Here is a 26,517-nt window from a genome sequence, read left to right on the forward strand (position 1 = left end):
CAGCCTGAACCTGTTCGAGAAAGTCCCTCTGGAACGGCTATTGAGCGAGGTGTCGCTCTACGATGAAAGCGACGGCTCCCCCGCCCAACTGCCTCTCCTTTGAAATCTCCGGACAGGCATGGGTCAAGCCCGCAATGACAAACCTTCCCTCACCGTTTGTTCGACCCGTCGTCGTCGATCGACGCGCTCCAGCGATCTCCCCACCCTTGCCGTTGCGCCTCGTCCAGTTCGCGCCGGCCCCGCTTCGTCGGGCGGCCGTGCTCGATGGACAGCGACGGTTCGCGCGCATAGCGGCGCTGCTCCGCGGCGCGTTCGCGCTCCTGGAGGCTTTCGGCCGTCTCTTCGTAAAGCTGCTGCGCCACGGGCGCCGGCCCGCGCACGCCGGACAGGCCTTTCACGATCACCGTCCGCGTGACGCCTTCGCGCCGCAGGGCCACCGTGTCGCCCACCTTCACCTCGCGGGCAGGCTTGACCTCCTGGCCGTTGACGGCCACGCGGCCCTTGTCGATCTCCTCCGTCGCGAGGCTGCGCGTCTTGTAGAAGCGCGCGGCCCAGAGCCATTTGTCGATGCGCAGTCGTTCCATTCAGCCGACATTTTCCGCCAGCGGCAGGCGGACGGTGGCGGTCAGGCCGGCCGCGCGGCTGTCCTTTTCACGGTTTTCCAGCTCGATCGTGCCGCCGAGCGCCCGCACGATCTCCTGGCAGATCGCCAGGCCGAGCCCGGAACCGCTGCGCACGTCGCCGGCGGAGAACGGCTGGTAGAGCCGCGCCTGCAGCTCGGCGGGGATGCCCGGGCCGCTGTCGCTCACGACGAGGGCGCCCGTGCGCGTGTCGGCGTGCACCCGCACCGACAGCGTGCCGCCGGGCGGGGTGTGCTTGATGGCGTTGTGCAGCAGGTTGCGCGAGAGCTCGCGCAGCATCCATTCGTGCGCGAGCACGGGCGCGGGCACCGTCTCGATGTCGAACTCGATGTCCTTGTCGGCCACCAGCGGCGCCAGGTCCAGCGCCACCGCGCGCACGGCCTCGGACAGGTCGTTCGCCTGCACGTCGGCCTGCTGGCGCAGCTGTTCCACTTTCGCGAGCGACAGCATCTGGTTGGCGAGCACCGTGGCGCGGTCCACGGTCTCGCGGATCTCGCCCAGCGCCTGCCGAGGTTCGACGTCGCCGCGCAGCGCGGACTGCACCTGCGCCTTCAGCACGGCCAGCGGCGTGCGCAGCTGGTGCGAGGTGTCGCGGATGAAGCGCTTCTGGTTGTCCAGCATGTGCGCCAGGCGCGCCATCACCTCGTTGGTCGCGTCCAGCAGCGGCACGAGTTCGCGCGGCGCGCCGGCGGCCGGCAGCGGGGTGAGGTCGCCCTCGGGGCGGGCCTGCAGCTCCTGGCTCAGCCGCCGCACCGGCCGGGTCGCGCCCTGCACGACCACCACCACGACCAGCCCGATCACCGCCACCAGCGCGGCCTGCTGCCACAGGAAATCGATGAGGATCCGGCGCGTGAGCTTGCGCCGCAGCTCCAGGGTCTCGGCGACCTGGATGACGGCCATGGCGCGCCCGCCGGGGCTCGCCACCGGCTGCAGCAGCACGGCCACGCGCACCTGCATGTCGCGGTATTCCGTGTCGTAGAAGTTCACCAGCGCCGCGTACGGCGGCTGCGGCGGGATGGTGCCGTGCCAGAAAGGCAGGTCGGCGAAGCCGGACACGAGCTGCCCGTGCAGGTTGGAGACGCGGTAGTACATGCGCGTCTGCACGTCGGCCTCGAAGGCTTCCAGGGCGGAGTAGGGCACGGTGGCGCGCAGCACCGCGGCCTCGTCGTAGCCCGTCACCGCGAGCTGCTCCCCGATGGACTTGGCGGATGCGAGCAGGGTGCGGTCGTAGGCGGTGTTCACCGCGGCGAGCGTCTTGCGATAGAGGCTCGCCGCGTTGACGGCGACGACGATGCCCACGGGCAGCAGGATGCCCGCGAGAAGAAAGCTGCGCAGCGACCCCGCGAACTTCATTCGCCCGCTTTGAGCAGGTAGCCCAGCCCGCGCAGCGTCACGAGCTTCACGCCCGTGTGCGCGAGCTTCTTGCGCAGGCGGTAGACGACGACCTCGATGGCCTCGTACTGCACGTCGGTCTCGCCGGGGAACACGAGTTCGAACAGGCGCTCCTTCGGCACGGCGTGGCCGGGGCGCGCGAGCAGGGCCTGCAGCAACGCGGCCTCGCGCGGGGCGAGTTCCAGGATCTCGTCGCGCCAGTGGATCGCGCCGCTCTCGCGATCCCACGCGAGGCCACCGACGCCAGGCTCCGAGCCGGCCCGGCCGGGCGCGCGGCGGTGCAGCGCGCGCAGCCGCGCCTCGAGCTCGTCGAGGTCGAAGGGCTTGGGGAGGTAGTCGTCCGCGCCGGTGTTGAGGCCGATGATGCGGTCGCCGACGGTGCCCCGCGCGGTGAGGATCAGCACCGGCGTCCTCAGGCCGCTGCGGCGTGCCTCCTCCAGCACGAGCAGGCCGTCCATGCCGGGCAGGGTGAGGTCCAGCATCACCACGTCGGGCGGGCTCGCCTTCCAGCGCGCGAGCGCCTCGCGGCCGTCGCTGCAGAGATGGACGTCCATGCCCCGGTTCTGCAGGGTGCGCTTCAGCGCCACCTGCATGGACGGGTCATCCTCGACCAGCAACAACTTCATGTCCGCCATCATCGCCGGGGGCGGACATTAGCACTTTCCCTAGTACGTTGGACAGCCGAATGACAGCGACGCGGTCCACCATCGGCAGGTTCCAACCCAGGAGACAACAAGTGCGTAGAGACGAATTCCTGAAGAGCCTCGCGGCCCTGGCCGCGGCCGGTGCGCTGCCCCTGACGGCCCGCGCCGCCGCGAACGTCAAGATGATGATCCCCGCCAACCCGGGCGGCGGCTGGGACACCACCGGCCGTGCGCTGGGCAAGGCGCTGCAGGACGCGAAGGTCGCCGACAGCGTCACCTACGACAACAAGGGCGGTGCCGCCGGCGCGCTGGGCCTGGCGCAGTTCGTCAACGGCAGCAAGGGCGACCCGAACGCGATGATGGTGATGGGCGCCGTGATGCTGGGCGGCATCATCACCGGCAAGCCGCCGGTGAGCCTGTCGCAGGCCACGCCGATCGCGCGCCTGATCAGCGAGTACAACGTGTACGTGCTGCCGGCCAACTCGCCGTTCAAGACGATGGCCGACGTGGTCGCCCAGCTGAAGAAGGACCCGGGCAGCGTGAAATGGGGCGGCGGTTCGCGCGGCTCCACCGAGCACATCGCCGCGTGCATGCTGGCGCGCGAAGTGGGCGTCGACCCCGCGAAGATCAACTACGTCGCCTTCCGTGGGGGCGGCGAGGCCACCGCCGCCATCCTGGGCGGCAACGTCACCGTGGGCGGCTCGGGCTACAGCGAGTTCGCCGAGTACATCAAGGCCGGCAAGATGCGCCCGATCGCGGTCACCTCGCCGCAGCGCCTGAAGGGCATCAACGTGCCGACGCTGAAGGAGCAGGGCATCAACGTCGAACTGGGCAACTGGCGCGGCGTGTACGGCGCCCCCGGCATCTCCGCCGAGCAGCGCAAGCACCTGACCGACATGGTGCTGGCCGCCCTGAAGACCAAGGCGTGGCAGGAAGCGCTGGAGAAGAACGACTGGACCCCCGCCGTCCTGAGCGGCCCCGCGTTCGACCAGTTCGTGGACAACGAGTTCGCGATGCTGCGCGCCACGATGGTCAAGGCCGGCATGGTCTGACGCCGGCACCGTCAGCAGTCTCCGCCCGGTTCGCCGGGCGTTTTTCTTTTCGTACGGGTCCCGTGGAGGGCAGAACCATGACAACACAGGCAGATTCCCGGCCGACCGCGCAGATCCTGGTGGGGGCGATCGTCACGCTCACCGGACTGGCCCTGGCCTTCGGCGCGCTGAAGATTCCCGGCGAAGCGGGCTACGGCGGCGTCGGCCCCAACTTCCTGCCCTGGGTGGTGTCGGTCGTGCTGACCGTCTGCGGCGTCCTGATCGTGCGCGAGGCGCTCACCGGGGGCTTCCGCGAGATGGAGGAGCCTTCGGGCGCGGACCGCGGCTGGTGGCCGGGGCTGGTGTGGGTGTCGGCTGGCCTGCTCGCGAACGCGGCGCTGATCACCACGATCGGCTTCATCCTGAGCTGCACGCTGTGCTACCTGCTGGCGGTGCAAGGCCTGCGCCGCGCGCAGGGGCAGGCTGCCGGTCCGTCGACCATCGCGGTGGACGCGCTCACCGGCGCGGCGATCTCCGCGCCCGTGTTCTGGGCCTTCACGCAATTCCTGGCCATCAACCTGCCGGGCCTCACGAACACCGGCTGGATTTGAAGGATGGCCCACCCCCGAAGCGCCTTCGGCGCCTCCCCCTCAAGGGGGCGCCACCAGCGGCCCGGCAAAGCCGGTTCCGCGGTGGCACTGAGTCAGGCTGCGCGCGCGTTGTTGGCGTGCGCTCGACGAGTCGCCGCGGAGAACTGATATGGATATTTTCGCCTCCCTCCTGCAAGGCTTCGCCACGGCGATCAGCCCGGTCAACCTGCTGTGGGCCTTCGTCGGCTGCGTGCTCGGCACGGCCGTCGGCGTGCTGCCCGGCATCGGCCCCGCCGTGGCCGTGGCCATGCTGCTGCCGATCACGGCCAAGGTGGACATCACCGCGTCCATGATCTTCTTCGCCGGCATCTACTACGGCGCGATGTACGGTGGCTCGACGACCTCGATCCTGCTGAACACGCCGGGCGAGACCGCGTCGATGGTGACGGCCATGGAAGGCAACAAGATGGCCAAGAGCGGGCGCGCGGGCCAGGCGCTGGCGACGGCGGCGATCGGCTCCTTCGTCGCGGGGACGATCGCGACCGTGCTCGTCACGATGTTCGCGCCGGCGGTGGCCGAGTTCGCGGTGAAACTGGGGCCGCCCGAATACTTCCTGCTGATGGTGCTGGCGTTCACGACCGTGAGCGCGGTGCTGGGACAGAGCACGCTGCGCGGCATGACCTCGCTGTTCCTGGGCCTCGCCCTGGGCTGCGTGGGCATGGACCAGATCTCCGGGCAGGCGCGCTACACCGGCGGCATCCCCGAGCTGCTGGATGGCATCGAGATCGTGCTGGTCGCCGTCGGCCTGTTCGCGGTCGCCGAGGTCCTGTACTTCGCGCTGTACGAAGGCCGCGTCGTGGAGACGCAGAACAGGATGTCGCGCGTGTACATGTCGAAGCGGGACTGGAAGCGCTCGATCCCCGCGTGGTTCCGCGCCACCGCCATCGGTGCGCCTTTCGGCTGCATCCCCGCCGGCGGGACCGAGATTCCCACCTTCCTGAGCTACGCGGTGGAGAAGAAGCTGGCCAAGGGCGAGGACAAGGCGGAGTTCGGCACCACCGGCGCCATCGAAGGCGTGGCCGGCCCCGAAGCCGCCAACAATGCCACCGTGACCACGGCGCTGATCCCGCTGCTCACGCTGGGTATCCCGACCTCCAACACCACCGCCATCCTGCTCGGGGCGTTCCAGAACTACGGCATCCAGCCGGGGCCGCAGCTGTTCACGACCTCCGCGGCGCTGGTGTGGGCGCTGATCGCGTCGCTGTACCTGGGCAACGTGATGCTGCTGATCCTGAACCTGCCGATGGTGAAGCTGTGGGTGCAGCTGCTGAAGATCCCGAAGCCGCAGCTCTATGCGGGCATCCTGATCTTCGCCACCGTGGGTGCCTACGGCATGCGCCAGAGCGCCTTCGACCTCGTGCTGCTGTGGGGCATCGGCCTGGTGGGCGTGCTGATGCGCCGCTTCGACTTCCCGACGGCGCCCGTGGTGGTCGGCATGATCCTGGGCCCGCTGGCCGAGGCGCAGCTGCGCAACGCGGTGTCCATCGGCGAGGGCAGCGCGCGCGTGTTCATCGAGCGCCCGATGTCCCTCGGCCTCATCGTGGTGATCGTGGCGGTGCTGGCGCTGCCGCGGATCTGGAAGCGGATGGCGGCGCGCAGGGAGCGGCTGGCGGCGGTTTGAAGCGTTCTTCCTTCTCGTCTCCCCCGAGTTGACATCCCGGCGCGGGCGCTAACATCCGGCGCATGAAGTCCGACGCCTCGCTGCCCCTCGACGGCCAGCGCATCCTGGAGCTGGCGGCCCGCTCCATGTTCGACCTGTTCGCCAACGCCAGCGAAGGCATGCTGCTGGTGGACCGCGACGCCCGCGTCGTCTGGGTCAACGAGCAGTACAAGCGCTTCCTGCCGGCGCTGGGCTACGAGCGGGTGGAGGATTTCGTTGGCCATCCCGTCTCCGAAGTGGTGCAGAACACGCAGATGCACCGCGTGCTGGAGACCGGCAAGCCGATCCTGATCGACCTGCTGTCCAACAAGGCCGGCACCTTCGGCGTCAGCCGCATCCCGCTGCGCGACGAGCAGGGCAACGTGATCGGGGCGCTCGGCATCGTGCTGTTCGACCATCCCGAGACCAACCTGCAGCCCCTGATCCACAAGTTCGCCAACCTGCAGCGCGACCTGGAGGACGCGCGGCGCGAGCTGGCGTCGCAGCGGCGCAGCAAGCACACCCTCGCGAGCTTCGTGGGCGGCAGCCCCGGGGCGGTGGCCGTGAAGCGGCAGGCGCGCAAGGCGGCGCAGTCGTCCAGCCCCGTGCTGCTGCTCGGCGAGACCGGCACGGGCAAGGAACTGCTCGCGCACGGCATCCACGCCGCTTCCGCGCGTTCGCGCGGTCCCTTCGTGAGCGTCAACATCGCGGCGGTGCCCGACACGCTGCTGGAGGCGGAGTTCTTCGGCGTCGCACCCGGTGCCTACACCGGCGCCGACCGCAAGGGCCGCGACGGCAAGTTCAAGCTGGCCGACGGCGGCACGCTGTTCCTCGACGAGATCGGCGACATGCCGCTCGCCCTGCAGCCCAAGCTGCTGCGGGCGCTGCAGGAAGGCGAGATCGAGCCGCTCGGTTCCAACAAGGTGGTGCCGTTCGACGCACGCGTGATCGCGGCCACCTCGCGCGACCTCGCCGCGCTGGTGCGCGAAGGCCGGTTCCGCGAAGACCTGTACTACCGCCTCAACGTGCTGCCGATCAAGGTGCCGCCCCTGCGCGAGCGGGCCGGCGACATTGCCGCGATCGCCGAGGTGCTCGTCGAGGACATCGCCATCCGCAACGGCACCGCGCCCTTCGAGCTCGATGCCGCGGCGATCGCGCTGCTGTCCTCGCAGCGCTGGCGCGGCAACATCCGCGAGCTGCGCAACGTGCTGGAGCAGGCCGCGATGCGCAGCGACGCGCAGCAGATCGACGAGCAGTTGCTGGAGGAAGTGCTGCGCGAGGCAGGCATCGAACGCCTGCCGCCTGCGCCGCCTCCCCGCGCGCTCGCCGCGCTGCCCTCCCGCGACGTGCTGCGGCCGCTCGCGGAACAGGTGGCCGAAGTGGAACGCCATGCGATCCAGGCCGCGCTGGCCGCCACCGGCGGCAACAAGCTCGCCGCCGCCCGCCTGCTCGGCATCTCCCGCGCCAAGCTGTACGAACGGCTGGAACTGGTTGCCTGAAAACCAGACAATTGTCTGGACTTCAGGCAATTTCATTGTCTGAACGTCGGACAGTTCCTCCAGCGGGCGCGGAAAAAGCCTGACGTGACAAGCACTTGCGACCTGGCACGGCGAATGCAAGAGCCGCCCGGTTCCCGCATCCAAAACGTCAGGAGACACCCCATGCAACGACGCACCTGGGCCGCGATCGCCGCCCTCGCCGCCACCGCCTTCGCCGCGCCTCTCGCCTGGTCGCAGGCCAACGAGATCCGCATCGCGCACATCTACAGCCGCACCGGCCCGCTCGAGGCCTACGGCAAGCAGACCCAGACCGGCTTCATGATGGGCCTGGACTACGCCACCGGCGGCACGATGGCCATCAACGGCAGGAAGCTCGTCGTGATCGAGAAGGACGACCAGGGCAAGCCGGACCTCGGCAAGTCGCTGCTGGCCGCCGCGTACTCCGACGACAAGGCGGACGTGGCCGTGGGCCCGACGTCTTCCGGCGTCGCGCTGGCCATGCTGCCGGTCGCCGAGGAATACAAGAAGGTCCTGCTGGTGGAGCCCGCCGTGGCCGACTCCATCACCGGCGACAAGTGGAACAAGTACATCTTCCGCACCGGCCGCAACAGCTCGCAGGACGCGATCTCCAACGCCGTTGCCGTGGACAAGGACAACGTGTCCATCGCCATGCTGGCCCAGGACTACGCCTTCGGCCGCGACGGCGTGAAGGCCTTCAAGGACGCGCTGAAGAAGGCGAAGATCGTCCACGAAGAGTACCTGCCGATGACGACCACGGACTTCACGGCCGGCATCCAGCGCCTGATCGCGGCGCTGAAGGACAAGCCGGGCCGCAAGATCATCGCCGTGGTGTGGGCCGGCGGCACGCCGCCCTTCAACGCGCTGGCCGATGCCGACCTGCAGAAGCGCTACGGCATCGAAGTGGGCACCGGCGGCAACATCCTGCCCGCGATGACCGCGTACAAGCGCTTCCCCGGCATGGAAGGCGCCACCTACTACTACTTCGGCATCCCGAAGAACCCGGCCAACGAGGCGATGGTGTCGCAGCACTACAAGCAGTTCAAGTCGCCGCCCGACTTCTTCACCGCGGGCGGCTTCTCCGCCGCCATGGCGCTCGTCACCGCGCTGAAGAAGACCAACGGCGACGCGACGGCCGCCAAGCTGATCCCCGCCATGGAAGGCATGTCCTTCGACACGCCCAAGGGCAAGATGACCTTCCGCAAGGAAGACCACCAGGCCATGCAGAGCATGTACCACTTCAAGATCAAGGTGGACCCGGCCTTCCCGTGGGGCGTGCCGGAACTGGTGCACGAGATCAAGCCGGAAGAGATGCAGGTTCCGATCCGCAACAAGCGCTAACGGCCGGACACGGACTTCCGGAACGCAGAGGGCGCAGAGACTACGCAGAGGCCGCAGAGGAAGACATCCTCTGGAGGGCTGTTCTCTGCGACTTCTGCGCCACCTCTGCGACCTCTGCGTTCTTCATCTCCTTTTCTGGCGCGGCATTCGGGACGCGCCTCGCGGAAGCCATGACCCAACTCGCCACGCACGACCTCACGGTCCGGTTCGGCGGCCACGTCGCCGTCAATGGCGTCACCTGCGCCTTCGAGCCGGGGACGCTCACGGCCATCGTCGGGCCCAACGGGGCCGGCAAGACGACCTACTTCAACCTGATCTCGGGGCAGCTCAAGGCGACCTCCGGCACGGTGACGCTCGGGGGGCGCGACCTCTCCGGCGCCTCCGCGTCGGAGCGCACGCGCGCGGGCCTCGGCCGCGCGTTCCAGCTCACGAACCTGTTCCCGCGCCTCACGGTGCTGGAGAACGTGCGGCTGGCCGTGCAGGCCACGCGCGGCGGCACGCACCGTCGCGGCCTCAACCTCTGGAGCGTGTGGAGCGACCATGCCGACCTGCTCGCGCGGGCCGACGAACTGCTGGAGTCCATCGCGCTGAAGGACCGCGAGCACGAGCTCGTGGCCAACCTGCCGCACGGCGACCAGCGCAAGCTGGAAGTGGCGCTGCTGATGGCGCTGGAGCCGCAGGTCTACATGTTCGACGAGCCCACTGCCGGCATGAACCACGCGGAAGCGCCCGTGATCCTGGACCTCATTCGCAAGCTGAAGGCCGACCGCAGCAAGACGATCCTGCTGGTCGAGCACAAGATGGACGTGGTGCGCGAACTCGCGGACCGCATCATCGTGCTGCACAACGGCACGCTGGTGGCCGATGGCGAGCCGGCGGAAGTGATCGCATCGCCCGTGGTGCAAGAGGCGTACCTCGGCGTCTCGCAAAAGGAGGCGGCATGAGCGACAACCTCCTCACCCTCTCCGGCGTGCACACGCACATCGGGGCGTACCACATCCTGCACGGCGTCGACCTCGCCGTGCCCCGCGGCCAGCTCACCATGCTCCTGGGGCGCAACGGCGCCGGCAAGACGACGACGCTGCGCACGATCATGGGCCTGTGGCGTGCGTCGCAAGGCCGCATCGTCTTCAACGGCCAGGACATCACCGCGCTGCCGACGCCGCAGATCGCCGGCCTGGGCGTCGCCTACGTACCCGAGAACATGGGCATCTTCGCGGACCTGACGGTCAAGGAGAACATGGTCCTGGCCGCACGCGGCGCGCGCAACGCGTCCGCGATCGACCAGGAACGCCTGCAGTGGATCTTCTCGCTGTTCCCCGCGGTGGAGAAGTTCTGGAACCACCCGGCCGGCAAGCTCTCGGGCGGGCAGAAGCAGATGCTGGCGGTGTCGCGCGCGATCGTGGAGCCGCGCGAGCTGCTGATCATCGACGAGCCCAGCAAGGGCCTGGCGCCCGCGATCATCAACAACATGATCGATGCCTTCGGCCAGCTGAAGGCCAAGGGCGTGACCATCCTGCTGGTCGAACAGAACATCAACTTCGCCAAGCGCCTGGGCGACACGGTGGCCGTGATGGACAACGGCGTCGTGGTGCATGCCGGGGCCATGAAGGAACTGGCGGAGAACGAGGAGCTGCAGCACTCGCTGCTGGGGCTGGCGCTATGAGTTTCAAGGAAATGGACTGGCAGCCGCTGGCGCTCGTGCCGGTGCTCGCCCTGCTCGTGCTGCCCTTCGTGGGCTCGCCCTCCACCTGGCTCACGCTCACGGTGGCGGGGCTCGCGATGGGGATGATCATCTTCATCATCGCCTCGGGCCTCACGCTCGTCTTCGGCCTGATGGACGTGCTGAACTTCGGCCACGGCGTGTTCATCGCGCTGGGTGCCTTCGTCGCGACCAGCGTGCTGGGCGCGATGGGCGACTACACGGGCTCCGAGAGCCTGTGGCGCAACCTGCTCGCCGTGCTGCCGGCGATGGTCGTGGCCATGCTGGTCGCGGGCGCCATCGGCCTCGCCTTCGAACGCTTCATCGTGCGGCCGGTGTACGGCAACCACCTCAAGCAGATCCTGATCACGATGGGGGGGATGATCATCGGCGAGGAACTGATCAAGGTGATCTGGGGCCCGCTGCAGATCCCGCTGCCGCTGCCCGAAGGCATGCGCGGCAGCCTGTACCTGGGCGACGCCGCGGTGGAGAAGTACCGCCTGATCGCCGTCGTCGTGGGCATCGTCGTCTTCGGCGTGCTTCTGTGGACGCTCACGCGCACCAAGATCGGCCTGCTGATCCGGGCCGGCGTGCAGGACCGCGAGATGGTGGAGTCGCTCGGCTACCGCATCCGCGTGCTCTTCGTCGGCGTGTTCGTCGTGGGCAGCGCGCTCGCGGGCCTGGGCGGCGTGATGTGGGGCCTGTACCAGCAGAACGTCATCCCGCAGATGGGGGCGCAGGTCAACGTGCTGATCTTCATCGTGCTGATCATCGGCGGGCTGGGTTCCACGACCGGCGCGCTCGTGGGCGCGCTGCTGGTGGGCCTCATGGCCAACTACACCGGCTTCCTGGTGCCGAAGGCGGCGCTCTTCTCCAACATCCTGCTGATGATGGCCATCCTGCTGTGGCGTCCGCAGGGCGTCTACGCCCTGAGCAAGTGAGGACGCAGACATGCTGACGCGCCTCCTCTCCAACGACTACCCGCGCAGCCGCGTGCTGGCGGTGATCCTGCTCGCGATCTTCGTCGCGCTCGCCGTGACTCCCTTCGCGATCCCCGGCGTCAAGGCGCTGAACGTCGCGGCCAAGATCCTGGTGTTCATCGTGCTGGTCGCGAGCTTCGACCTGCTGCTCGGTTACACGGGCATCGTGAGCTTCGCCCACACCATGTTCTTCGGCATCGGCGCCTATGGCGTCGCGATCGCCTCCACGCGCCTGGGGGCAGGGTGGGGCTCGCTCGCCATCGGCATCGGGGCCGCGCTCGTGCTGTCGCTGGTGCTCGCGGCGGCCATCGGCCTGTTCTCGCTGCGGGTGCGCGCCATCTTCTTCTCGATGATCACGCTCGCGTTCGCGGCCGCCTTCCAGACGCTGGCCTCGCAGCTGTCGGAGATCACGGGCGGCGAGGACGGCCTGACCTTCAAGATGCCGGAAGTGATCTCGCCGAGCTTCGACTTCGAGCTGTTCGGCCAGGCGTACGACGGGCGCCTCCTCTGCTACTACCTGCTGTTCGTCGTGGCCACGGTGCTGCTCCTCGCCATGCTGCGCATCGTCAACTCGCCCTTCGGCCGCGTGCTGCAGGCGATCCGCGAGAACGAGTTCCGGGCGGAGGCGATCGGCTACCGCGTGGTGGTGTACCGCACGATCTCCAGCGTCCTGTCCGCGCTGTTCGCGACGCTGGCCGGCGCCATGCTGGCGATCTGGCTGCGCTACAACGGTCCGGACACGACGCTGTCGTTCGAGATCATGCTGGACGTGCTGCTGATCGTCGTGATCGGCGGCATGGGCACCATCTACGGCGCGGCGATCGGCTCGGCCCTGTTCCTGGTGGCCCAGAGCTACCTGCAGGACCTGCTGAAGCTCGCGAGCGGCGCCGTGGCGGGCGTGCCCACGCTCGCCGCGCTGCTCTCGCCGGACCGCTGGCTGCTCTGGCTCGGGCTGCTGTTCGTGCTGTCGGTCTACTACTTCCCCACCGGCGTGGTCGGGCGGCTGCGCGCCCTGCGCGCCGCTGCGCCGGTGCGGTCTCCATCCCTTCCCGCGGCCCCGGCCGCATCCCCCCAGAAGAGAGTGCAAGGAGACTATGTTGAGAACTAGCAAGACATTGGCGAAGTGCGCATGGGCGGCAGCGCTCGGCGTGCCGCTGCTTCTGGCCGCGTGCGGCGGCGGCGGCATCGACATCGGCGGCGCGCTGCAGGACGTGTCGCTGCGCAGCACCACGCTCGGCCCCATCAAGGGGGCGGAAGACACCGCGACGGGCACGTTCGCGTGGAAAGGCATTCCCTACGCGAAGCCGCCCGTGGAGGCCTTGCGCTGGCAGCCGCCGCAGGACGCGACGCCGTGGACGAGCGTGAAGACCACCACCTCGTTCGGCCCCGCCTGCTCGCAGTACGGCCGCATCTACGGCCCCGGCAGCAACAACCGCTACGACGCGACGATCGGCACCACGCTGAACCAGGCCGTCGGCCAGGAGGACTGCCTGTACCTGAACGTCTGGCGTCCGGCCAACCGCGACGAGAACCTGCCCGTCATCGTGTTCTTCCACGGCGGCAGCAACGTCTCCGGCTACACCGCCGACCCGGTGTACGACGGCGCGGCGCTCGCCAAGGCGGCGAACGCGGTGGTGGTCACGGCCAACTTCCGCCTGGGCATCCTCGGCTTCCTGACGTTGCCGCAGCTCAAGACCGGCGACCCGGCCAACGACTCGGGCAACTACACGATCCTGGACAGCATCAAGGCGCTGCAGTTCGTGCGCGGCAACGCGCGCACCTTCGGCGGCAACCCGGACAACGTGACGATCATGGGCCAGTCCGCGGGCGCGATCAACGTGTGGGCGCTGCAGACCTCGCCGCAGATGACCGCGGCGAACCCGAAGCTGTTCCACCGCAACGTGCCGCTGTCCGGCGGCATCTCGCTCGCGAGCAACCTGCCGGTGGGCAGCATCCCGACGCTGTCGCCGCTGTCGCAGTACCAGCTGCAGGGCCTGACGCTGCTGCAGCAGCTGCTGATCGTCGACGGCCTCGCCACGGACGCGGCTTCGGCGAACACCTACATCGCGGGCAAGACCAGCGCCGAGATCGCGGCCTACCTGCGCGGCAAGACGCCGCAGCAGCTGTTCACGACCCTGCTCACGCGCCTGCCCCTCCTGGCGGGTTCCGGGCCCATCCCCGACGGGACCGTGGTCGCGGCCGACCCCATCGGCGCGATCAACGCGGGCAACTACGTGAAGGTGCCGGTGCTGGCGGGCAACACGCGCGACGAGGGCAAGCTGTTCCCGTCCTTCCTGCCCCTGGTGGGCGGCACGGGCAACGCGCGTATCGTCACGGACGCGCAGCTGTTCTCCAACCACTTCGGCTACAACCCGGAAGCCGCGGCGCAGACGACGGTGGACCAGTGGATCGCCGCGTCCTACCTGCCGGTCAACGCCCCGACCACGGGCTTCACCGCACGCGCCGAAGCGCTGAACCGCGTGTTCTTCGTGAACAGCCGCGACAACGTGCTCAACGCGCTGAAGACGCAGCAGTCCAGCGTCTGGTACTACCGCTTCGACTGGGACGAGCAGCCGGCCCCGTGGAACGACATCTACGGCGCGGTGCACGTCGTGGACCTGCCCTTCCTCTTCGGCAACTTCGGCCCGTCGCTGTTCGGGAACGTGTGGTTCAACACGGCCAACCGGCCGGGCCGCCTGGAGCTGTCGGCCACGATGATGCAGACGCTCGGGACCTTCGCGCGCAACGGCGACCCGAACAACGCGTCGCTGGGCGTCAGCTGGCCCGCGTGGCCCGCGAAGATCGTTTTCGACGCCACGCCGACGACGAAGGCGATCCACGTCGAGTGACGTGACGGGAGGAGGAAAGCACATGCCATCCAGTTCGAACTACGCGACCTGCGCGGGGCGCGAGATCCACTACACGGAGTGGGGCGCGCAGCACGCGCGCACGGTGATCGCCTGGCACGGCCTCGCGCGCACCGGCCGCGACATGGACGAACTGGCGGAAGCGCTGTCCTCCTCCGGCTACCGGGTGGTCTGCCCGGACACCCTCGGGCGGGGCTTCAGCCAGTGGAGCCCCGACCCCAAGGCCGAGTACACGCTGGCCTTCTACGCGCGCCTCGCCGCGGACCTGATGGACCAGCTCGGCGTGGAGCGCGCCCACTGGGTCGGCACGTCCATGGGCGGGGCGATCGGCACGGTCTGCGCGGCCGGCATCGCCCAGCCGCGACTGAAGGACCGCATCCAGAGCCTGGTGCTGAACGACAATGCGCCGCGCCTGGCCGAGCCGGCGCTGGAGCGCATCCGCAGCTACGCGGGCAGCCCGCCCGCCTTCGACACCATGACGCAGCTGGAAGCGTTCTTCCGGCAGGTGTACAAGCCTTACGGCTGGTTGAGCGATGCGCAGTGGCGCCGCCTCACCCAGACCTCCACGCGCCGCCTGCCGGACGGCCGCGTGACGCCGCACTACGACCCGGCGATCGTGCGGCAGTTCATCGACCACCCGAACGACTACGACCTGTGGGAGCACTACGACCGGCTGCGCATCCCGGTGCTGCTGCTGCGGGGGGCCGAGTCGGACCTGGTGCTGGCGGATGCGGCGGCGGAGATGCTGACGCGCGGGCCCGGGGTGCTGGGGCTGACGCGGGTGGTGGAAGTGGCCGGGTGCGGGCATGCGCCGGCGTTGAATGTGCCGGAGCAGCTGGAGTTGGTGATGGGGTTCATCGAGCAGGCGGAGGCGGGGGCGAAGGTCGCGGCTTGAAAGGGCGCTGGGGTGCGCTTCGCGCAACCCAGCCTACGGCCCGGCGTGCATCGCGGCCCGCGACGGCGCGGTAGGCTGGGTTGCGCGATAGCGCACCCCAGCGCTCGCGCGTCTAGCGCGCCGCCCCCAGCGCCATCGCCCGCTCCTTCTGCGCCGCCAGCTCCTTCGCATCGGGCTGCCGCTGCGTCTCCCACCCCCCCATGTGCCGCACCGCGATCCCGCCCAGCGCGTGGATCCATTCCGTCTCGTCGTTCAGGCACGGGATGTAGTGGAACTCCTTCCCTCCCGCGGCGAGGAACGCGTCGCGCCCTTCCTGCGCGATCTCCTCCAGCGTCTCCAGGCAATCGCTGGTGAAGCCGGGGCACGCGACGTCCACGCGCTTCGTTCCGCCGCGCGCCAGCGCCTGCAGCGTGGGCTCGGTGTACGGCTCCAGCCACTTGGCCTTTCCGAACCGCGACTGGAAGCTCACGGTCATCTGCGACGCGCCGAGGTTCAGCGCCTCGCCCAGCAGCCGCGCCGTCTTGCGGCATTCGCAGTGGTACGGGTCGCCGAGGTGCAGCGTGCGCTCCGGCACGCCGTGGAAGCTCAGGACCAGGTGCTCCGGGCGGCCGTGTTCGCGCCAGTGGCGCTGGATGCGGTGCGCGAGCGCCGCGATGTAGCCCGGGTCGTCGTGGTAGCGGTTCACGAAGCGCAGCTCCGGCACGTGGCGCTGCGTGCGCGCCCAGGCGCCCACCGCGTCGATGACGCTCGCGGTCGTGGTGCCGGAGTACTGCGGGTAGGCAGAGAGAATGAGGATGCGCGTCGCGCCGGCATCCGCCAGCGCCTGCAGCTGGCTGGCAATCGAAGGCGTGCCGTAGCGCATCGCGTACGCCACGCGCACGCGGTGCCCCTGCTCGCCGAGCCAGCCTTGCAGGCGCTTGGCCTGCCGCTCGGTCCAGAGCTTCAGCGGCGACCCGTCGGGCGTCCAGATGGTCGCGTACTTGGCCGCGGACTTCGCGGAGCGCAGCGGCAGGATCAGCCCGTACAGGATCGGCAGCCACACGGCGCGCGGGATCTCCACCACGCGGCGGTCGCCGAGGAACTCCGCGAGGTAGCGGCGCACCGCCGGTGGCGTGGGTGCGTCGGGGGTGCCGAGGTTGCACAGGAGCACGGCGGTCTGGGCCGCCTGCCCGTGCGTGTGGGCATGGGCGGCGGGGGAGGGCGCGTCGGACGGCATGCGCTATTCTCGCCGCCATGCTCGCCCTCGGGAAAATCAAGGCCATCACGCTGGACCTGGACGACACGCTCTGGCCCATCTGGCCCACCATCGAGCGCGCGGAGAAGGTGCTGCTCGAATGGCTGTCGGCGCATGCGCCCATGACGTCGGCGCTGTTCGCCAATCCGGCGGCCCTGCGCGACATCCGCGCGGAGATGACCAGCTCGCGCCCCGACCTCAAGCACGACATGAGCGCGCTGCGCCTCGAGTCCATCCGCCTCGCGCTCACGCGTGCCGGCGACGACCCGCAACTGGCGGAGCCCGCGTTCGAAGCCTTCTTCGCCGAGCGCCAGCGCGTGACGCTGTTCGACGACGTGCTGCCGGCGCTGGAGTTCCTCGCGGAGCGCTTCCCGCTGGTGGCGCTCTCCAACGGCAACGCGGACGTGCAGCGCGTCGGCCTCGGCCGCTTCTTCCGCGCCTCGGTGTGCGCGCGCGATTTCGGCGTCGGCAAGCCCGACCCGCGCATCTTCCACGCGGCGGCCGGCGCGGTGGACACGATGCCGGAGTTCATCCTGCACGTCGGCGACGACGTGACGCTCGACGCGCTCGGGGCGCTGAATGCCGGCATGCAGGCGGCGTGGGTGAACCGGTCGGACGCGATCTGGCCGCACGAGCAGGAGCCGCACGTGACGTTGACGCACCTGGGGGAGTTGAAGGATTTGTTCGCGGGGGAGTGAACGCCGATCGGTGGGGTTCGCTTCGCTCACCTGCCGCTATCGCGCCACCCTACATGCGGGACGCACGTTTGCATTGGTAGGGTGGCGCGGCGACAGCCGCGGAAGGTGAGCGCAGCGAACCCCACCGTTCACGCGAGCCGCGCCGCCACCGCGAGACCGCTCCGCACCGCCCCCTCCAGCGTCGCCGGATACGGCCCTTCGACGTAGTCCCCACAAGCCCACAACCCCGGCCCGACCGCCACCGGCGGCCGTTCCAACCCGGGCACGCAGGCAAAGGTCGCGCGCTTCTCCACCACCGTCTGCAGCGGCCGCACGTCCCACCCCAGCGCCGCGGCCTGCGCCAGCACCTCGGCCTGCAGCACTTCCTTCTCCCGCAGGCTCGCGCTCGCCACGAACGCGAGCAGCCCCTGCGGCCCCCCGAGCTGGCCGCGATCGAACACGAACTGCGCAGGACCGCCGTGCAGCGCGAGCATCGGCTGCGGCAGGCGCGGCCCGCCCCAGGCGTAGACGGTGGCGATGGCCTCGAGGGCGAGCGACCGCGCTGCGGCGACCCACGCCGCCGCGCCGACGCCACTCTCCGCGACGAGCCGCGCCGCTTCGAGCGAAGGCGTCGCGAGCACCACTGCATCGAACGCTTCGCCGTCCAGCGCCCACCCTTCGCCCGCGCGCGACAGCTGCTGCACGCGCGCGCCGATGCGCGCCTGCGCGCCATGCGCAGCCAGCCACGCGGTCGCGGCCTGCGGCAGCAGCCGCCCCAGGTCCTGCCGCGGCAGCAGCAGGTTCGACCCGCCCCAGCCCGCATGGCCGCGGCCGAAGAGCGCATCGCGCAGCACGCGCAGGAAGACCTCGGCGCTCGCGCGGGCCGCCGGCGTGTTCAGCGCGGCCACGCACAAGGGGTCGACCACGTCGTCGCGCACGCGCGGCGTGAGGCCGCGGGTGAGGTCCGCGACGGTCATTGCCGGGTCGCAGCGGAAGCCGGAGAGCTGCCAGCCGACGGCGGCCCGCAGCAGCGAGAGCTTGTCGCGCGCCTGCCAGCCGCGTGCACCGAGGATCCCCGCGAAGGCGTCCCAGGGCGCGGGCCAGGAGGGCAGGGCGAGGCCTTCGCCCCGCGTGTCCTGCAGCACCAGCGGCATTCGCAACAGCGCGGAGGAAGGGTCCACCCCCACCGCTTCCATCAAGGCGAGTGTCTCGACGTACGCGGCGATCAGGATGTGCTGCCCGTTGTCGACGGACACTTCACGCCCGTCCGGCAGCACCAGCGGCAGGCTGCGCGCGCGGCCGCCCGGCGTGCGCGCTGCTTCGAAGAGCGTCACCCGGTGCCCGCGCCGCACGGCCTCCACGGCCGCGGCCAGGCCGGCCCATCCGGCGCCCACGATGGCGACGCGCCGCGTCACAGCCGGCCCAGAGCCTGGACCTTCCACGCGAGCCAGAGCTTGCGCAGGGGCGTGAGGCTGATGCGCTGGTTCAGCACCTGGAAGTCCTCGGCCTCGATCTCGCGCAGCAGCGTGCGGTAGATGCTGGCCATCATGAGGCCGGGTTTCTGCGCGCGCCGGTCCTCCGCCGGCAGCAGCGCCAGCGCCTCGTCGTACAGCGCGTGCGCCCGCTGCGCCTGGAAGCGCATGAGCGCCACGAAGCGGTCCGAGTGCTTGCGCTGCAGGATCTCGTGCGCCTTCACGTCGAACTGCTGCAGCTCGTTGACGGGCAGGTAGATCCGGCCGCGCATCGCGTCCTCGCCGACGTCGCGGATGATGTTCGTGAGCTGGAAGGCGAGCCCCAGCTTGTGCGCATAGTCCGTGGTCTGCGGCTGCGCCTGCCCGAAGATGCGCGCGGAGACTTCGCCCACGACGCCGGCCACCAGGTGGCAGTAGCGCTGCAGGCCGGCATAGTCGAGGTAGCGCGTCTGTTCGAGGTCCATCTGGCAGCCGCGCACGACGGCCTGCAGCTGCTCCTGCGTGAGCCCGTACACGGACACGTGCGGCATCAGCGCCTGCATCACGGGATGCGAGGGCTGGCCGGCGAAGGACTTCGCGACTTCCGACTGCCACCAGGCCAGCTTGGTGCGGGCCACGCCGGGGTCGGTGACCTCGTCCACCACGTCGTCCACCTCGCGGCAGAAGGCGTAGAAGGCCGTGATCGCCGCGCGGCGCGGCGGCGGCAGGAAGAGGAAGGCGTAATAGAAGCTGCTGCCCGAAGCGGCAGCCTTCTGCTGGACGTACTGTTCCGGCGTCATGCTCGTTCTTGTAGGGCCCGGATTTTCACATCCGCGCCGCATGCCACAGCATGGGCGGGACGTCGGCGGGGCCGAGCCTGGGTCTCTGCCGGAAGGTGCGGTACCCCAGGCCCTCGATGCGGCGCAGGATGCGCAGCCCGCCCTGCACGACCAGCCGCAGCTCCCAGCCGGCACGCCCGGGCACCGCGTGCACGAGCGGCGCGCCTTCGAGCATCAGGGCACGGGCCCAGTCGCACAGCTCCCGGACCAGCGCCGGCGCGGCGGGGTGATCCGGCCAGCTGGCCGGGTCCGCCGGATCGATGCCGTGCCGCCGGCAATCCTCGGCCGGCAGGTAGTACCGGCCGCGCGCGAGATCCACCCCCAGGTCCTGCCAGAAGTTGACCAGCTGCAGCGCACTGCAGATCGCGTCGCTCTGCGCGAGCGACCGCGCATCCGACACGCCGTAGAGGTGCAACAGCAGCCGCCCCACCGGGTTGGCCGACCGCCGGCAGTAGTCCAGCAGCTCCGCCCGGTCCGCGTACCCCGCCCCGGCCGCCGTCTTCCGCACGTCCTGCTCGAAAGCGTCGAGCAGATCGAACATGGGTTGCCCGGGCAGGCCGAAGCCTTCGATGGCTTGGCCCAAGGGCCCGAAGACATGCGGCCACCTCCCCGCCGGCACACCGTTGCCCCCCAGAGACGCTCGAAGAAGGTTTCGGTATGTAAACAGATCGGCCAGCCGTTCACCCTCTGTTGCAATTCCCTCATCCGCGATATCGTCGGCGGTACGGGCGAACCAGTAGATCGCCGCCACCGGCTGCCGCAGCCGAGGAGGGCAGAGCCAGGAGGCAACGGGGAAGTTTTCGTAGTGGTCGACGGCGCGATGCCGGTCGTCGGGGCGGGAGCTCACGCCGGGATTGTGCTTGACAAGCTCTGCGGCCACTCCTAGATTACTAACCGGTCAGTCATTAACGCGCTGCGCCAGCCCACCCGGCGCGCCTGAGCTCACGGATTCCGCCATGGTCACATCCCATCCACCCCGCCGCGCCCTTGCCTGGGCGCTGGCCCTGCTGCCCCTGGCCTGGCTGGCCGGCTGCTCCCGTGGCGAAGCGCCGCCGGAGCCGGTGCGGGCCGTGAAGGTGATCACCGTCGGCGCGTCGGCCATGCAGTCGCAGAACGAGTTCTCCGGCGACGTGCGGGCGCGCGTGGAGTCGCGGCTCGGCTTCCGGGTGGGCGGCAAGATCACGCAGCGGCAGGCCGAGGTCGGCCAGCACGTGCAGGCCGGCGCGCTGCTGGCGCAACTCGACCCGCAGGACTATCGCCTCGCCGCCGAAGCCGCGCGCGCGCAGGTCGCCGCGGCGACGACCAACCGCGACCTCGCCGCCGCCGACTTCAAGCGCTACCAGACCCTGCGCGAACAGAACTTCATCAGCGGCGCCGAACTGGAGCGGCGCGAGACGACGCTGAAGGCGGCCCAGGCGCAGCTCGAACAGGCGCAGGCGCAGCTCGCATCGCAGGGCAACCAGGCCCGCTACACCACGCTGGTGGCCGATGTCTCCGGGGTGATCACCGCCGTGGAAGCGGAAGTGGGCCAGGTCGTGGCGGCCGGCACGCCGGTCGTGCGCATCGCGGCGGACGGTCCGCGCGACGTGGTGTTCGCCGTGCCCGAGGACAAGGTGGCGGCACTGCGTCCCGGCACCGACGTCGCCGCACGCCAGTGGGCCAGCGCCACCACCGTCGCTGGGCGCATCCGCGAAGTCGCCGCCAGCGCCGACCCCGTCACGCGGACCTATGCCGTGAAGGTGGCGCTCGATCCGGCCGCGCAGCCGCCGCTGGGCGCCACCATGTCCGTGGCCCCGCGGGCCCTGAGCCACGCGGGCACCGTCGTCATCAAGATCCCCACGAGCGCGCTGCGCCAGGAGGGGCAGGGCTCCGCGGTGTGGGTCCTCGATCGCACGACGATGACGGTGAAGCTGCAGCCCGTGCAGGTCGCCACGGCCGACGGCAACGACGCGGTCATCGCCGCCGGCCTGCAGCCCGGCATGACCATCGTGACGGCCGGCGTGCACGTGCTCTCGCCCGGCCAGAAGGTGACGGTGTGGCAGGAGAAGACTTCCGCCGTTCCCGCGATCGCGACGCAGGACGCCCGCAAGCCGGTCGCCGGCGCCGCGCAGGCCGCGACGCTGCCCACCACGCGCTGAGCCCGCCATGGACGAGACCGCCGGCAAGCGCGAGCGCTTCAACCTCTCGCGCTGGGCCCTCGAGCACCCCGCGCTGACCCGCTACCTGATGGTGGTGCTGCTGGTGCTGGGCGTTGCCGCCTACTTCCAGCTCGGGCAGGACGAGGATCCCCCCTTCACCTTCCGCGCGATGGTGATCCAGGTGTACTGGCCGGGCGCCACCGCGCAGCAGGTGGCCGACCAGGTGACGGACAGGATCGAGCGCACGCTGCAGGAAGTGCCGTACGCGGACATCATCCGCAGCTACGCGAAGCCGGGCGAGACCCTGATCGTGCTGCAGATCAAGGACTCCTCGCGCGCCAGCGAAGTCCCCAACGTCTGGTACACGGTGCGCAAGAAGGTCGGCGACATGCGCGGCACGCTGCCGGCCGGCGTGGTGGGTCCCTTCTTCAACGACGAATACGGCGACGTCTACGGCGTGATCTACGCGCTGGAGGCGGACCCGGGCTACAGCTACGCGGAACTCAAGGACTTCGCCGACGACGTGCGCCAGCAGCTGCTGCGCGTGCCCGACGTGGCCAAGGTGCAGCTGTTCGGCGTGCAGGACGAGAAGCTGTTCGTCGAGATCTCGCAGAAGCGCCTGTCGCAGCTGGGGCTGGACCTGAACCAGGTGCTCGCGCAGCTCGGGCAGCAGAACGCGGTGGAGTCGGCCGGTGCGCTGCAGACGCCGCTGGAGGTGCTGCAGGTGCGCGTGGCCGGCCAGTTCCAGGCGGTGGAGCAGCTGCGTGCGATGCCGATCCGCGGCGCCTCGGGCAACCAGCTGCGCCTGGGCGACATCGCGGAGGTGAAGCGCGGCTACGTGGACCCGCCGCAGGTGAAGGTGCGCCACCAGGGCAGGGAAGTCATCGCGCTCGGCGTGTCCATGGCCAAGGGCGGCGACATCATCCGTCTCGGCCAGTCGCTGAAGGCCGCGACCGGCCGCATCGACGACAACCTCCCCGCGGGCGTGCGCCTGGTGCAGGTGCAGGACCAGCCGAAGTCGGTGTCCTCCTCCGTCAACGAGTTCGTGCGCACGCTGGTCGAGGCCATCGTGATCGTCCTGGCCGTGAGCTTCATCAGCCTGGGCCTGCACAAGCGGCCCGGCGCCGCCGCGCTGCCCTTCTGGCGGCGCTGGTACGTGGACACGCGGCCGGGCCTCGTCGTGGCGATCACGATCCCGCTGGTGCTCACCGTGACCTTCCTCGCGATGCACTACTGGGGCATCGGTCTGCACAAGATCTCGCTGGGCTCGCTGATCATCGCGCTGGGCCTGCTGGTCGACGACGCCATCATCGCCGTGGAGATGATGGTGCGGAAGATGGAGGAGGGCTACGACAAGGTCCGCGCCGCCACCTTCGCCTACGAGGTGACCGCGATGCCGATGCTCACGGGCACCCTGATCACCGCCGCCGGCTTCCTGCCGATCGGCATGGCGCGCTCCACCGTGGGCGAGTACACCTTCGCGATCTTCGCCGTCACCGTGATCGCGCTGGTCCTGAGCTGGCTGGTGTCGGTGTTCTTCGTGCCCTACCTCGGCACGCTGCTGCTGAAGGCCAAGCCCGTCTCGGCGGAGCACCACGAGCACTTCGACACGCCTTTCTACCGCGGCTTCCGTGCCACCGTGGACTGGTGCGTGCAGCACCGCTGGAAGACGATCGCGGCCACCGTGGCGCTGTTCGGGCTGGGCGTGCTGGGCATGGCGAAGGTGCAGCAGCAGTTCTTCCCGGACTCGAGCCGCCCCGAGATCCTGGTGGACATCTGGTCGCCGGAAGGCACGGCCTTCGTGGCCACCGAGGACATCACGAAGCGGCTGGAACAGCGCCTCATGCACACGGCAGGCGTGGTGGACGTGACCAGCTGGGTCGGCTCCGGCGTGCCGCGCTTCTACCTGCCGCTGGACCAGATCTTCCCGCAGCCGAACGTGGCGCAGCTGATCATCCGGCCGCAGGACCTCGCCACGCGCGAGAAGCTGCGCGCGCAGCTGCCCGCCCTGCTGGCGCAGGAGTTCCCGGAGGTGCGCGGCCGCGTGAAGCTGCTGCCGAACGGCCCGCCGGTGGCCTACCCGGTGCAGTTCCGCGTGCTGGGCCCGGACCCCGCGCAGTTGCGCCAGCGCGCCGACGAGGTGAAGGCCGCCATGCGCCAGAGCCCCAACACCCGCGGCGTGAACGACAACTGGAACGAGTCCGTGAAGTCGCTGCGCATGGAGGTCGACCAGGACAAGGCGCGCGCGCTCGGCGTCACCAGCCAGTCCATCGCGCAGGCGAGCCGCACGATGCTGAGCGGCACGCCCATCGGCCAGTACCGCGAGGGCGACAAGCTGATCGACATCGTGCTGCGCCAGCCGCTGGACGAGCGCAACGCCATCGCCGACATCGGCAACGCCTACCTGCCCACCGCGTCGGGCAAGGCGATCCCGATGACGCAGATCGCCAGGCCGGTGTTCTCCTGGGAGCCGGGCGTGATGTGGCGCGAGGGCCGCAGCTACGCGATCACCGTGCAGTCGGACGTGGTCGAGGGCCTGCAGGGCGCGACCGTGACCAACGAGCTGCTGCCGGCGCTGCGCAAGCTGGAGCGCGCCTGGCCGGCGGGCTACCGCCTCCAGGTGGCCGGTGCTGTGGAGGAAAGCGGCAAGGGCTCGTCCTCGATCGCCGTGGGCGTGCCCGTCATGCTGTTCATCACCTTCACGCTGCTGATGCTGCAACTGCAGAGCTTCAGCCGCGCGATGCTGGTGTTCCTGACCGGGCCGCTCGGGATCGCCGGCGTGGCGGGCGCGCTGCTGCTGCTGGACCGCCCCTTCGGCTTCGTGGCGCTGCTGGGCGTGATCGCGCTCATGGGGATGATCCAGCGCAATTCCGTGATCCTGATCGACCAGATCGAGCAGGACCGGGCACGGGGCGTGCCGACGTGGGACGCCATCGTCGAGGCGGCGGTGCGCCGGCTGCGGCCCATCGTGCTGACGGCCGCCGCCGCGGTGCTGGCGATGATCCCGCTGTCGCGCTCCGTCTTCTGGGGCCCGATGGCGGTGGCGATCATGGGCGGCCTGGTCGTTGCGACCGTGCTGACGCTGCTGGCCTTGCCGGCCATGTATGCGGCCTGGTTCCGGGTGAAGCGCAGCTGAAGGCGGACAGCCGAACGCAGAGGTCGCAAAGGTCACGCAGAGGTCGCAGAGGAAATCCCTGAAAGGGCTTCTCTGCGTCCTCTGCGGATCCTCTGCGTCCTCTGCGTTCGGATGTCCGCTTCCCTGACTCCGGTTAAAATCTTCGGCTGACCGGATTCGAGCGGGCTGCCGGGTTCTTCCCCGGGGGCCCGCTTTTCCCTTTGAAGGACCTGCGCGGGTGGCGAAATTGGTAGACGCACCAGGTTTAGGTCCTGACGCCTTCACGGGCGTGTCGGTTCGAGTCCGACCCCGCGCACCACGCGTTTAACCCCTCTCGAGAGCATCATGGCCGTGACCGTAGAAACCCTGGACAAGCTGGAACGCAAGATGACGCTGACGCTCCCCGTCACCGCCATCCAGTCCGAAGTCGATTCCCGCCTGAAGAAGCTGGCACGCACCGTCAAGATGGACGGCTTCCGCCCCGGCAAGGTGCCGATGTCGGTCGTGGCCCAGCGCTATGGCTACTCGGTGCAGTACGAGGTGATGAACGACAAGGTCGGCGAGGCCTTCGCCGCCGCCGCCAACGAGGCCAAGCTGCGCGTGGCCGGCCAGCCGAAGATCACCGAGAAGGAAGGCGCGCCCGAGGGGGAGCTGGCCTTCGACGCCGTGTTCGAGGTGTACCCGGAAGTCAAGATTTCCGACCTGGCCGAAGCCGAGGTCGAGAAGGTCAGCACCGAAGTGACGGACGAGGCCATCGACCGCACCCTGGACATCCTGCGCAAGCAGCGCCGCACCTTCGCGCAGAAGGCCGCCGGCAGCACCGTGGACGCCGGTGACCGCGTGACCGTGGACTTCGAGGGCAAGATCGACGGCGAGACCTTCGCCGGCGGCAAGGCCGAGGACTTCCAGTTCATGGTGGGCGAAGGCCAGATGCTCAAGGAGTTCGACGACTCCGTGCGCGGCATGAAGGCCGGCGAGAGCAAGACCTTCCCGCTGGCCTTCCCGGCCGACTACCACGGCAAGGACGTCGCGGGCAAGACCGCCGACTTCATGGTCACCGTGAAGAAGATCGAGTCCGCCAACCTGCCGGAAGTGAACGAGGCCTTCGCCAAGTCGCTGGGCATCGCCGACGGCACCGTCGACGCGCTGCGCGCCGACATCCGCAAGAACCTGGAGCGCGAGGTCAAGTTCCGCCTGCTGGCCCGCAACAAGCAGGCCGCGATGGACGCGCTGGTCGCCAAGTCCGAGCTGGACCTGCCGAAGTCGATCGTGCAGAACGAGATCGACCGCCTGATCGAGAGCCAGCGCAACGAGCTGAAGCAGCGCGGCATCAAGGACGTCGAGAAGCTGCCGATCCCCGAGGACATCGTCCGCCCGCAAGCCGAGCGCCGCGTGCGCCTGGGCCTGGTGGTCGCCGAGCTCGTGCGCGCCAACGGCCTGGAAGCCAAGCCGGAGCAGATCAAGCAGCACATCGAGGATCTGGCCGCGTCGTACGAGCGTCCGGCCGACGTCGTGCGCTGGTACTACGGCGACAACCGCCGCCTGGCCGAGGTCGAGGCGATCGTGATCGAGAACAACGTCACGGACTTCATCTTCGGCAAGGCGAAGACGGTCGAGAAGAAGGTCGGCTTCGACGAGCTGATGGGGCAGAACCAGGCTTGAGGCCGTGCGGGAGCGCTGGGGTGCGCATTCGCGCAACCCAGCCTACCGGGGCCGCCAGGATCGGCGTGCGCACCGAACGTAGGCTGGGTTCGCGCAGCGACC

General features: G+C 69.6%; 22 protein-coding genes and 1 tRNA gene. 16 read left to right on the top strand and 7 right to left on the bottom strand.

Annotation, left to right across the window (positions count from 1 at the left end):
* Positions 1-149: 149 nt before the first annotated feature.
* The 3 genes from H8N03_RS08695 to H8N03_RS08705 are packed head-to-tail and all read right to left on the bottom strand — an operon-like array spanning position 150 to position 2,659.
* Positions 150-584, bottom strand: coding sequence for an RNA-binding S4 domain-containing protein (locus H8N03_RS08695; protein WP_187075779.1), 435 nt, complete (start codon positions 582-584; stop codon positions 150-152).
* Entirely contained in the window at positions 585-1,994 is a 1,410-nt protein-coding gene (locus tag H8N03_RS08700) for a sensor histidine kinase (protein WP_187075780.1), read from the bottom strand.
* The gene (locus tag H8N03_RS08705) at positions 1,991-2,659 is read right to left on the bottom strand and encodes a response regulator (RefSeq protein ID WP_187075781.1); all 669 of its coding nucleotides are present in this window, start codon (positions 2,657-2,659) and stop codon (positions 1,991-1,993) included. The genes H8N03_RS08700 and H8N03_RS08705 overlap by 4 nt, the downstream gene beginning before the upstream one ends.
* 110 nt (positions 2,660-2,769) lie before the next feature.
* On the opposite strand from H8N03_RS08705, the gene H8N03_RS08710 reads away from it, so the two are divergent.
* From H8N03_RS08710 to H8N03_RS08760, 11 genes are all read left to right on the top strand, one after another.
* A complete protein-coding gene (locus H8N03_RS08710) occupies positions 2,770-3,729 on the top strand; it encodes a Bug family tripartite tricarboxylate transporter substrate binding protein (RefSeq protein ID WP_187075782.1) in 960 nt (319 codons plus the stop codon).
* 77 nt (positions 3,730-3,806) lie between these two features.
* Entirely contained in the window at positions 3,807-4,319 is a 513-nt protein-coding gene (locus tag H8N03_RS08715) for a tripartite tricarboxylate transporter TctB family protein (protein WP_187075783.1), read from the top strand.
* A gap of 148 nt (positions 4,320-4,467) precedes the next feature.
* Positions 4,468-5,979 carry a tripartite tricarboxylate transporter permease gene (locus tag H8N03_RS08720; protein ID WP_187075784.1) on the top strand — a complete coding sequence of 504 codons (1,512 nt, stop codon included), beginning with the start codon at positions 4,468-4,470 and terminating at the stop codon, positions 5,977-5,979.
* A gap of 62 nt (positions 5,980-6,041) precedes the next feature.
* A complete protein-coding gene (locus H8N03_RS08725; RefSeq protein WP_187075785.1) occupies positions 6,042-7,496 on the top strand; it encodes a sigma-54 interaction domain-containing protein in 1,455 nt (484 codons plus the stop codon).
* 162 nt (positions 7,497-7,658) lie between these two features.
* Positions 7,659-8,855 carry a substrate-binding domain-containing protein gene (locus tag H8N03_RS08730; protein WP_187075786.1) on the top strand — a complete coding sequence of 399 codons (1,197 nt, stop codon included), beginning with the start codon at positions 7,659-7,661 and terminating at the stop codon, positions 8,853-8,855.
* 170 nt (positions 8,856-9,025) lie between these two features.
* A complete protein-coding gene (locus H8N03_RS08735; protein WP_187075787.1) occupies positions 9,026-9,799 on the top strand; it encodes an ABC transporter ATP-binding protein in 774 nt (257 codons plus the stop codon).
* On the top strand, positions 9,796-10,521 hold the full coding sequence (locus H8N03_RS08740) for an ABC transporter ATP-binding protein (protein ID WP_187075788.1): 726 nt from the start codon (positions 9,796-9,798) through the stop codon (positions 10,519-10,521). The genes H8N03_RS08735 and H8N03_RS08740 overlap by 4 nt, the downstream gene beginning before the upstream one ends.
* On the top strand, positions 10,518-11,498 hold the full coding sequence (locus H8N03_RS08745; RefSeq protein WP_187075789.1) for a branched-chain amino acid ABC transporter permease: 981 nt from the start codon (positions 10,518-10,520) through the stop codon (positions 11,496-11,498). The genes H8N03_RS08740 and H8N03_RS08745 overlap by 4 nt, the downstream gene beginning before the upstream one ends.
* A 10-nt stretch (positions 11,499-11,508) precedes the next feature.
* Positions 11,509-12,645: a branched-chain amino acid ABC transporter permease gene (locus H8N03_RS08750; RefSeq protein ID WP_187075790.1), complete on the top strand. Its 1,137-nt coding sequence runs from the start codon at positions 11,509-11,511 to the stop codon at positions 12,643-12,645.
* Positions 12,632-14,386, top strand: a complete 1,755-nt coding sequence (locus H8N03_RS08755) for a carboxylesterase/lipase family protein (protein WP_187075791.1) — start codon at positions 12,632-12,634, stop codon at positions 14,384-14,386. Before H8N03_RS08750 ends, H8N03_RS08755 begins: the two co-directional genes overlap by 14 nt.
* A 22-nt stretch (positions 14,387-14,408) precedes the next feature.
* Positions 14,409-15,299, top strand: coding sequence for an alpha/beta fold hydrolase (locus H8N03_RS08760; RefSeq protein ID WP_187075792.1), 891 nt, complete (start codon positions 14,409-14,411; stop codon positions 15,297-15,299).
* Positions 15,300-15,411: 112 nt separating this feature from the next.
* Here H8N03_RS08760 and hemH read toward each other — a convergent pair whose 3' ends face one another.
* On the bottom strand, positions 15,412-16,515 hold the full coding sequence (gene hemH, locus H8N03_RS08765; RefSeq protein ID WP_187075793.1) for a ferrochelatase: 1,104 nt from the start codon (positions 16,513-16,515) through the stop codon (positions 15,412-15,414).
* Positions 16,516-16,532: 17 nt separating this feature from the next.
* Between hemH and H8N03_RS08770 the strand changes: the two genes are divergently transcribed.
* A complete protein-coding gene (locus H8N03_RS08770; RefSeq protein ID WP_187075794.1) occupies positions 16,533-17,231 on the top strand; it encodes an HAD family hydrolase in 699 nt (232 codons plus the stop codon).
* Positions 17,232-17,359: 128 nt separating this feature from the next.
* Here H8N03_RS08770 and hpnE read toward each other — a convergent pair whose 3' ends face one another.
* The 3 genes from hpnE to hpnC are packed head-to-tail and all read right to left on the bottom strand — an operon-like array spanning position 17,360 to position 20,347.
* Complete coding sequence (gene hpnE / locus H8N03_RS26270) at positions 17,360-18,625, bottom strand: hydroxysqualene dehydroxylase HpnE (RefSeq protein WP_187075795.1); 1,266 nt, start codon at positions 18,623-18,625, stop codon at positions 17,360-17,362.
* Entirely contained in the window at positions 18,622-19,461 is an 840-nt protein-coding gene (hpnD, locus tag H8N03_RS26275) for a presqualene diphosphate synthase HpnD (protein WP_187075796.1), read from the bottom strand. The genes hpnE and hpnD overlap by 4 nt, the downstream gene beginning before the upstream one ends.
* Before the next feature lie 25 nt (positions 19,462-19,486).
* On the bottom strand, positions 19,487-20,347 hold the full coding sequence (hpnC, locus tag H8N03_RS08785) for a squalene synthase HpnC (protein ID WP_187075797.1): 861 nt from the start codon (positions 20,345-20,347) through the stop codon (positions 19,487-19,489).
* 109 nt (positions 20,348-20,456) lie between these two features.
* Between hpnC and H8N03_RS08790 the strand changes: the two genes are divergently transcribed.
* From H8N03_RS08790 to tig, 4 genes are all read left to right on the top strand, one after another.
* On the top strand, positions 20,457-21,638 hold the full coding sequence (locus H8N03_RS08790; protein ID WP_187075798.1) for an efflux RND transporter periplasmic adaptor subunit: 1,182 nt from the start codon (positions 20,457-20,459) through the stop codon (positions 21,636-21,638).
* A 7-nt stretch (positions 21,639-21,645) separates the two neighbouring features.
* Positions 21,646-24,774, top strand: a complete 3,129-nt coding sequence (locus tag H8N03_RS08795) for an efflux RND transporter permease subunit (RefSeq protein ID WP_187075799.1) — start codon at positions 21,646-21,648, stop codon at positions 24,772-24,774.
* A gap of 211 nt (positions 24,775-24,985) precedes the next feature.
* Positions 24,986-25,072: transfer RNA gene (locus H8N03_RS08800), tRNA-Leu, on the top strand.
* A 26-nt stretch (positions 25,073-25,098) separates the two neighbouring features.
* A complete protein-coding gene (tig, locus tag H8N03_RS08805; RefSeq protein WP_187075800.1) occupies positions 25,099-26,415 on the top strand; it encodes a trigger factor in 1,317 nt (438 codons plus the stop codon).
* The last annotated feature ends 102 nt before the right edge of the window (positions 26,416-26,517 follow it).

The organism is Ramlibacter cellulosilyticus, assembly GCF_014297465.1.
GTDB classification, from domain to species: Bacteria; Pseudomonadota; Gammaproteobacteria; order Burkholderiales; family Burkholderiaceae_C; genus Ramlibacter; species Ramlibacter cellulosilyticus.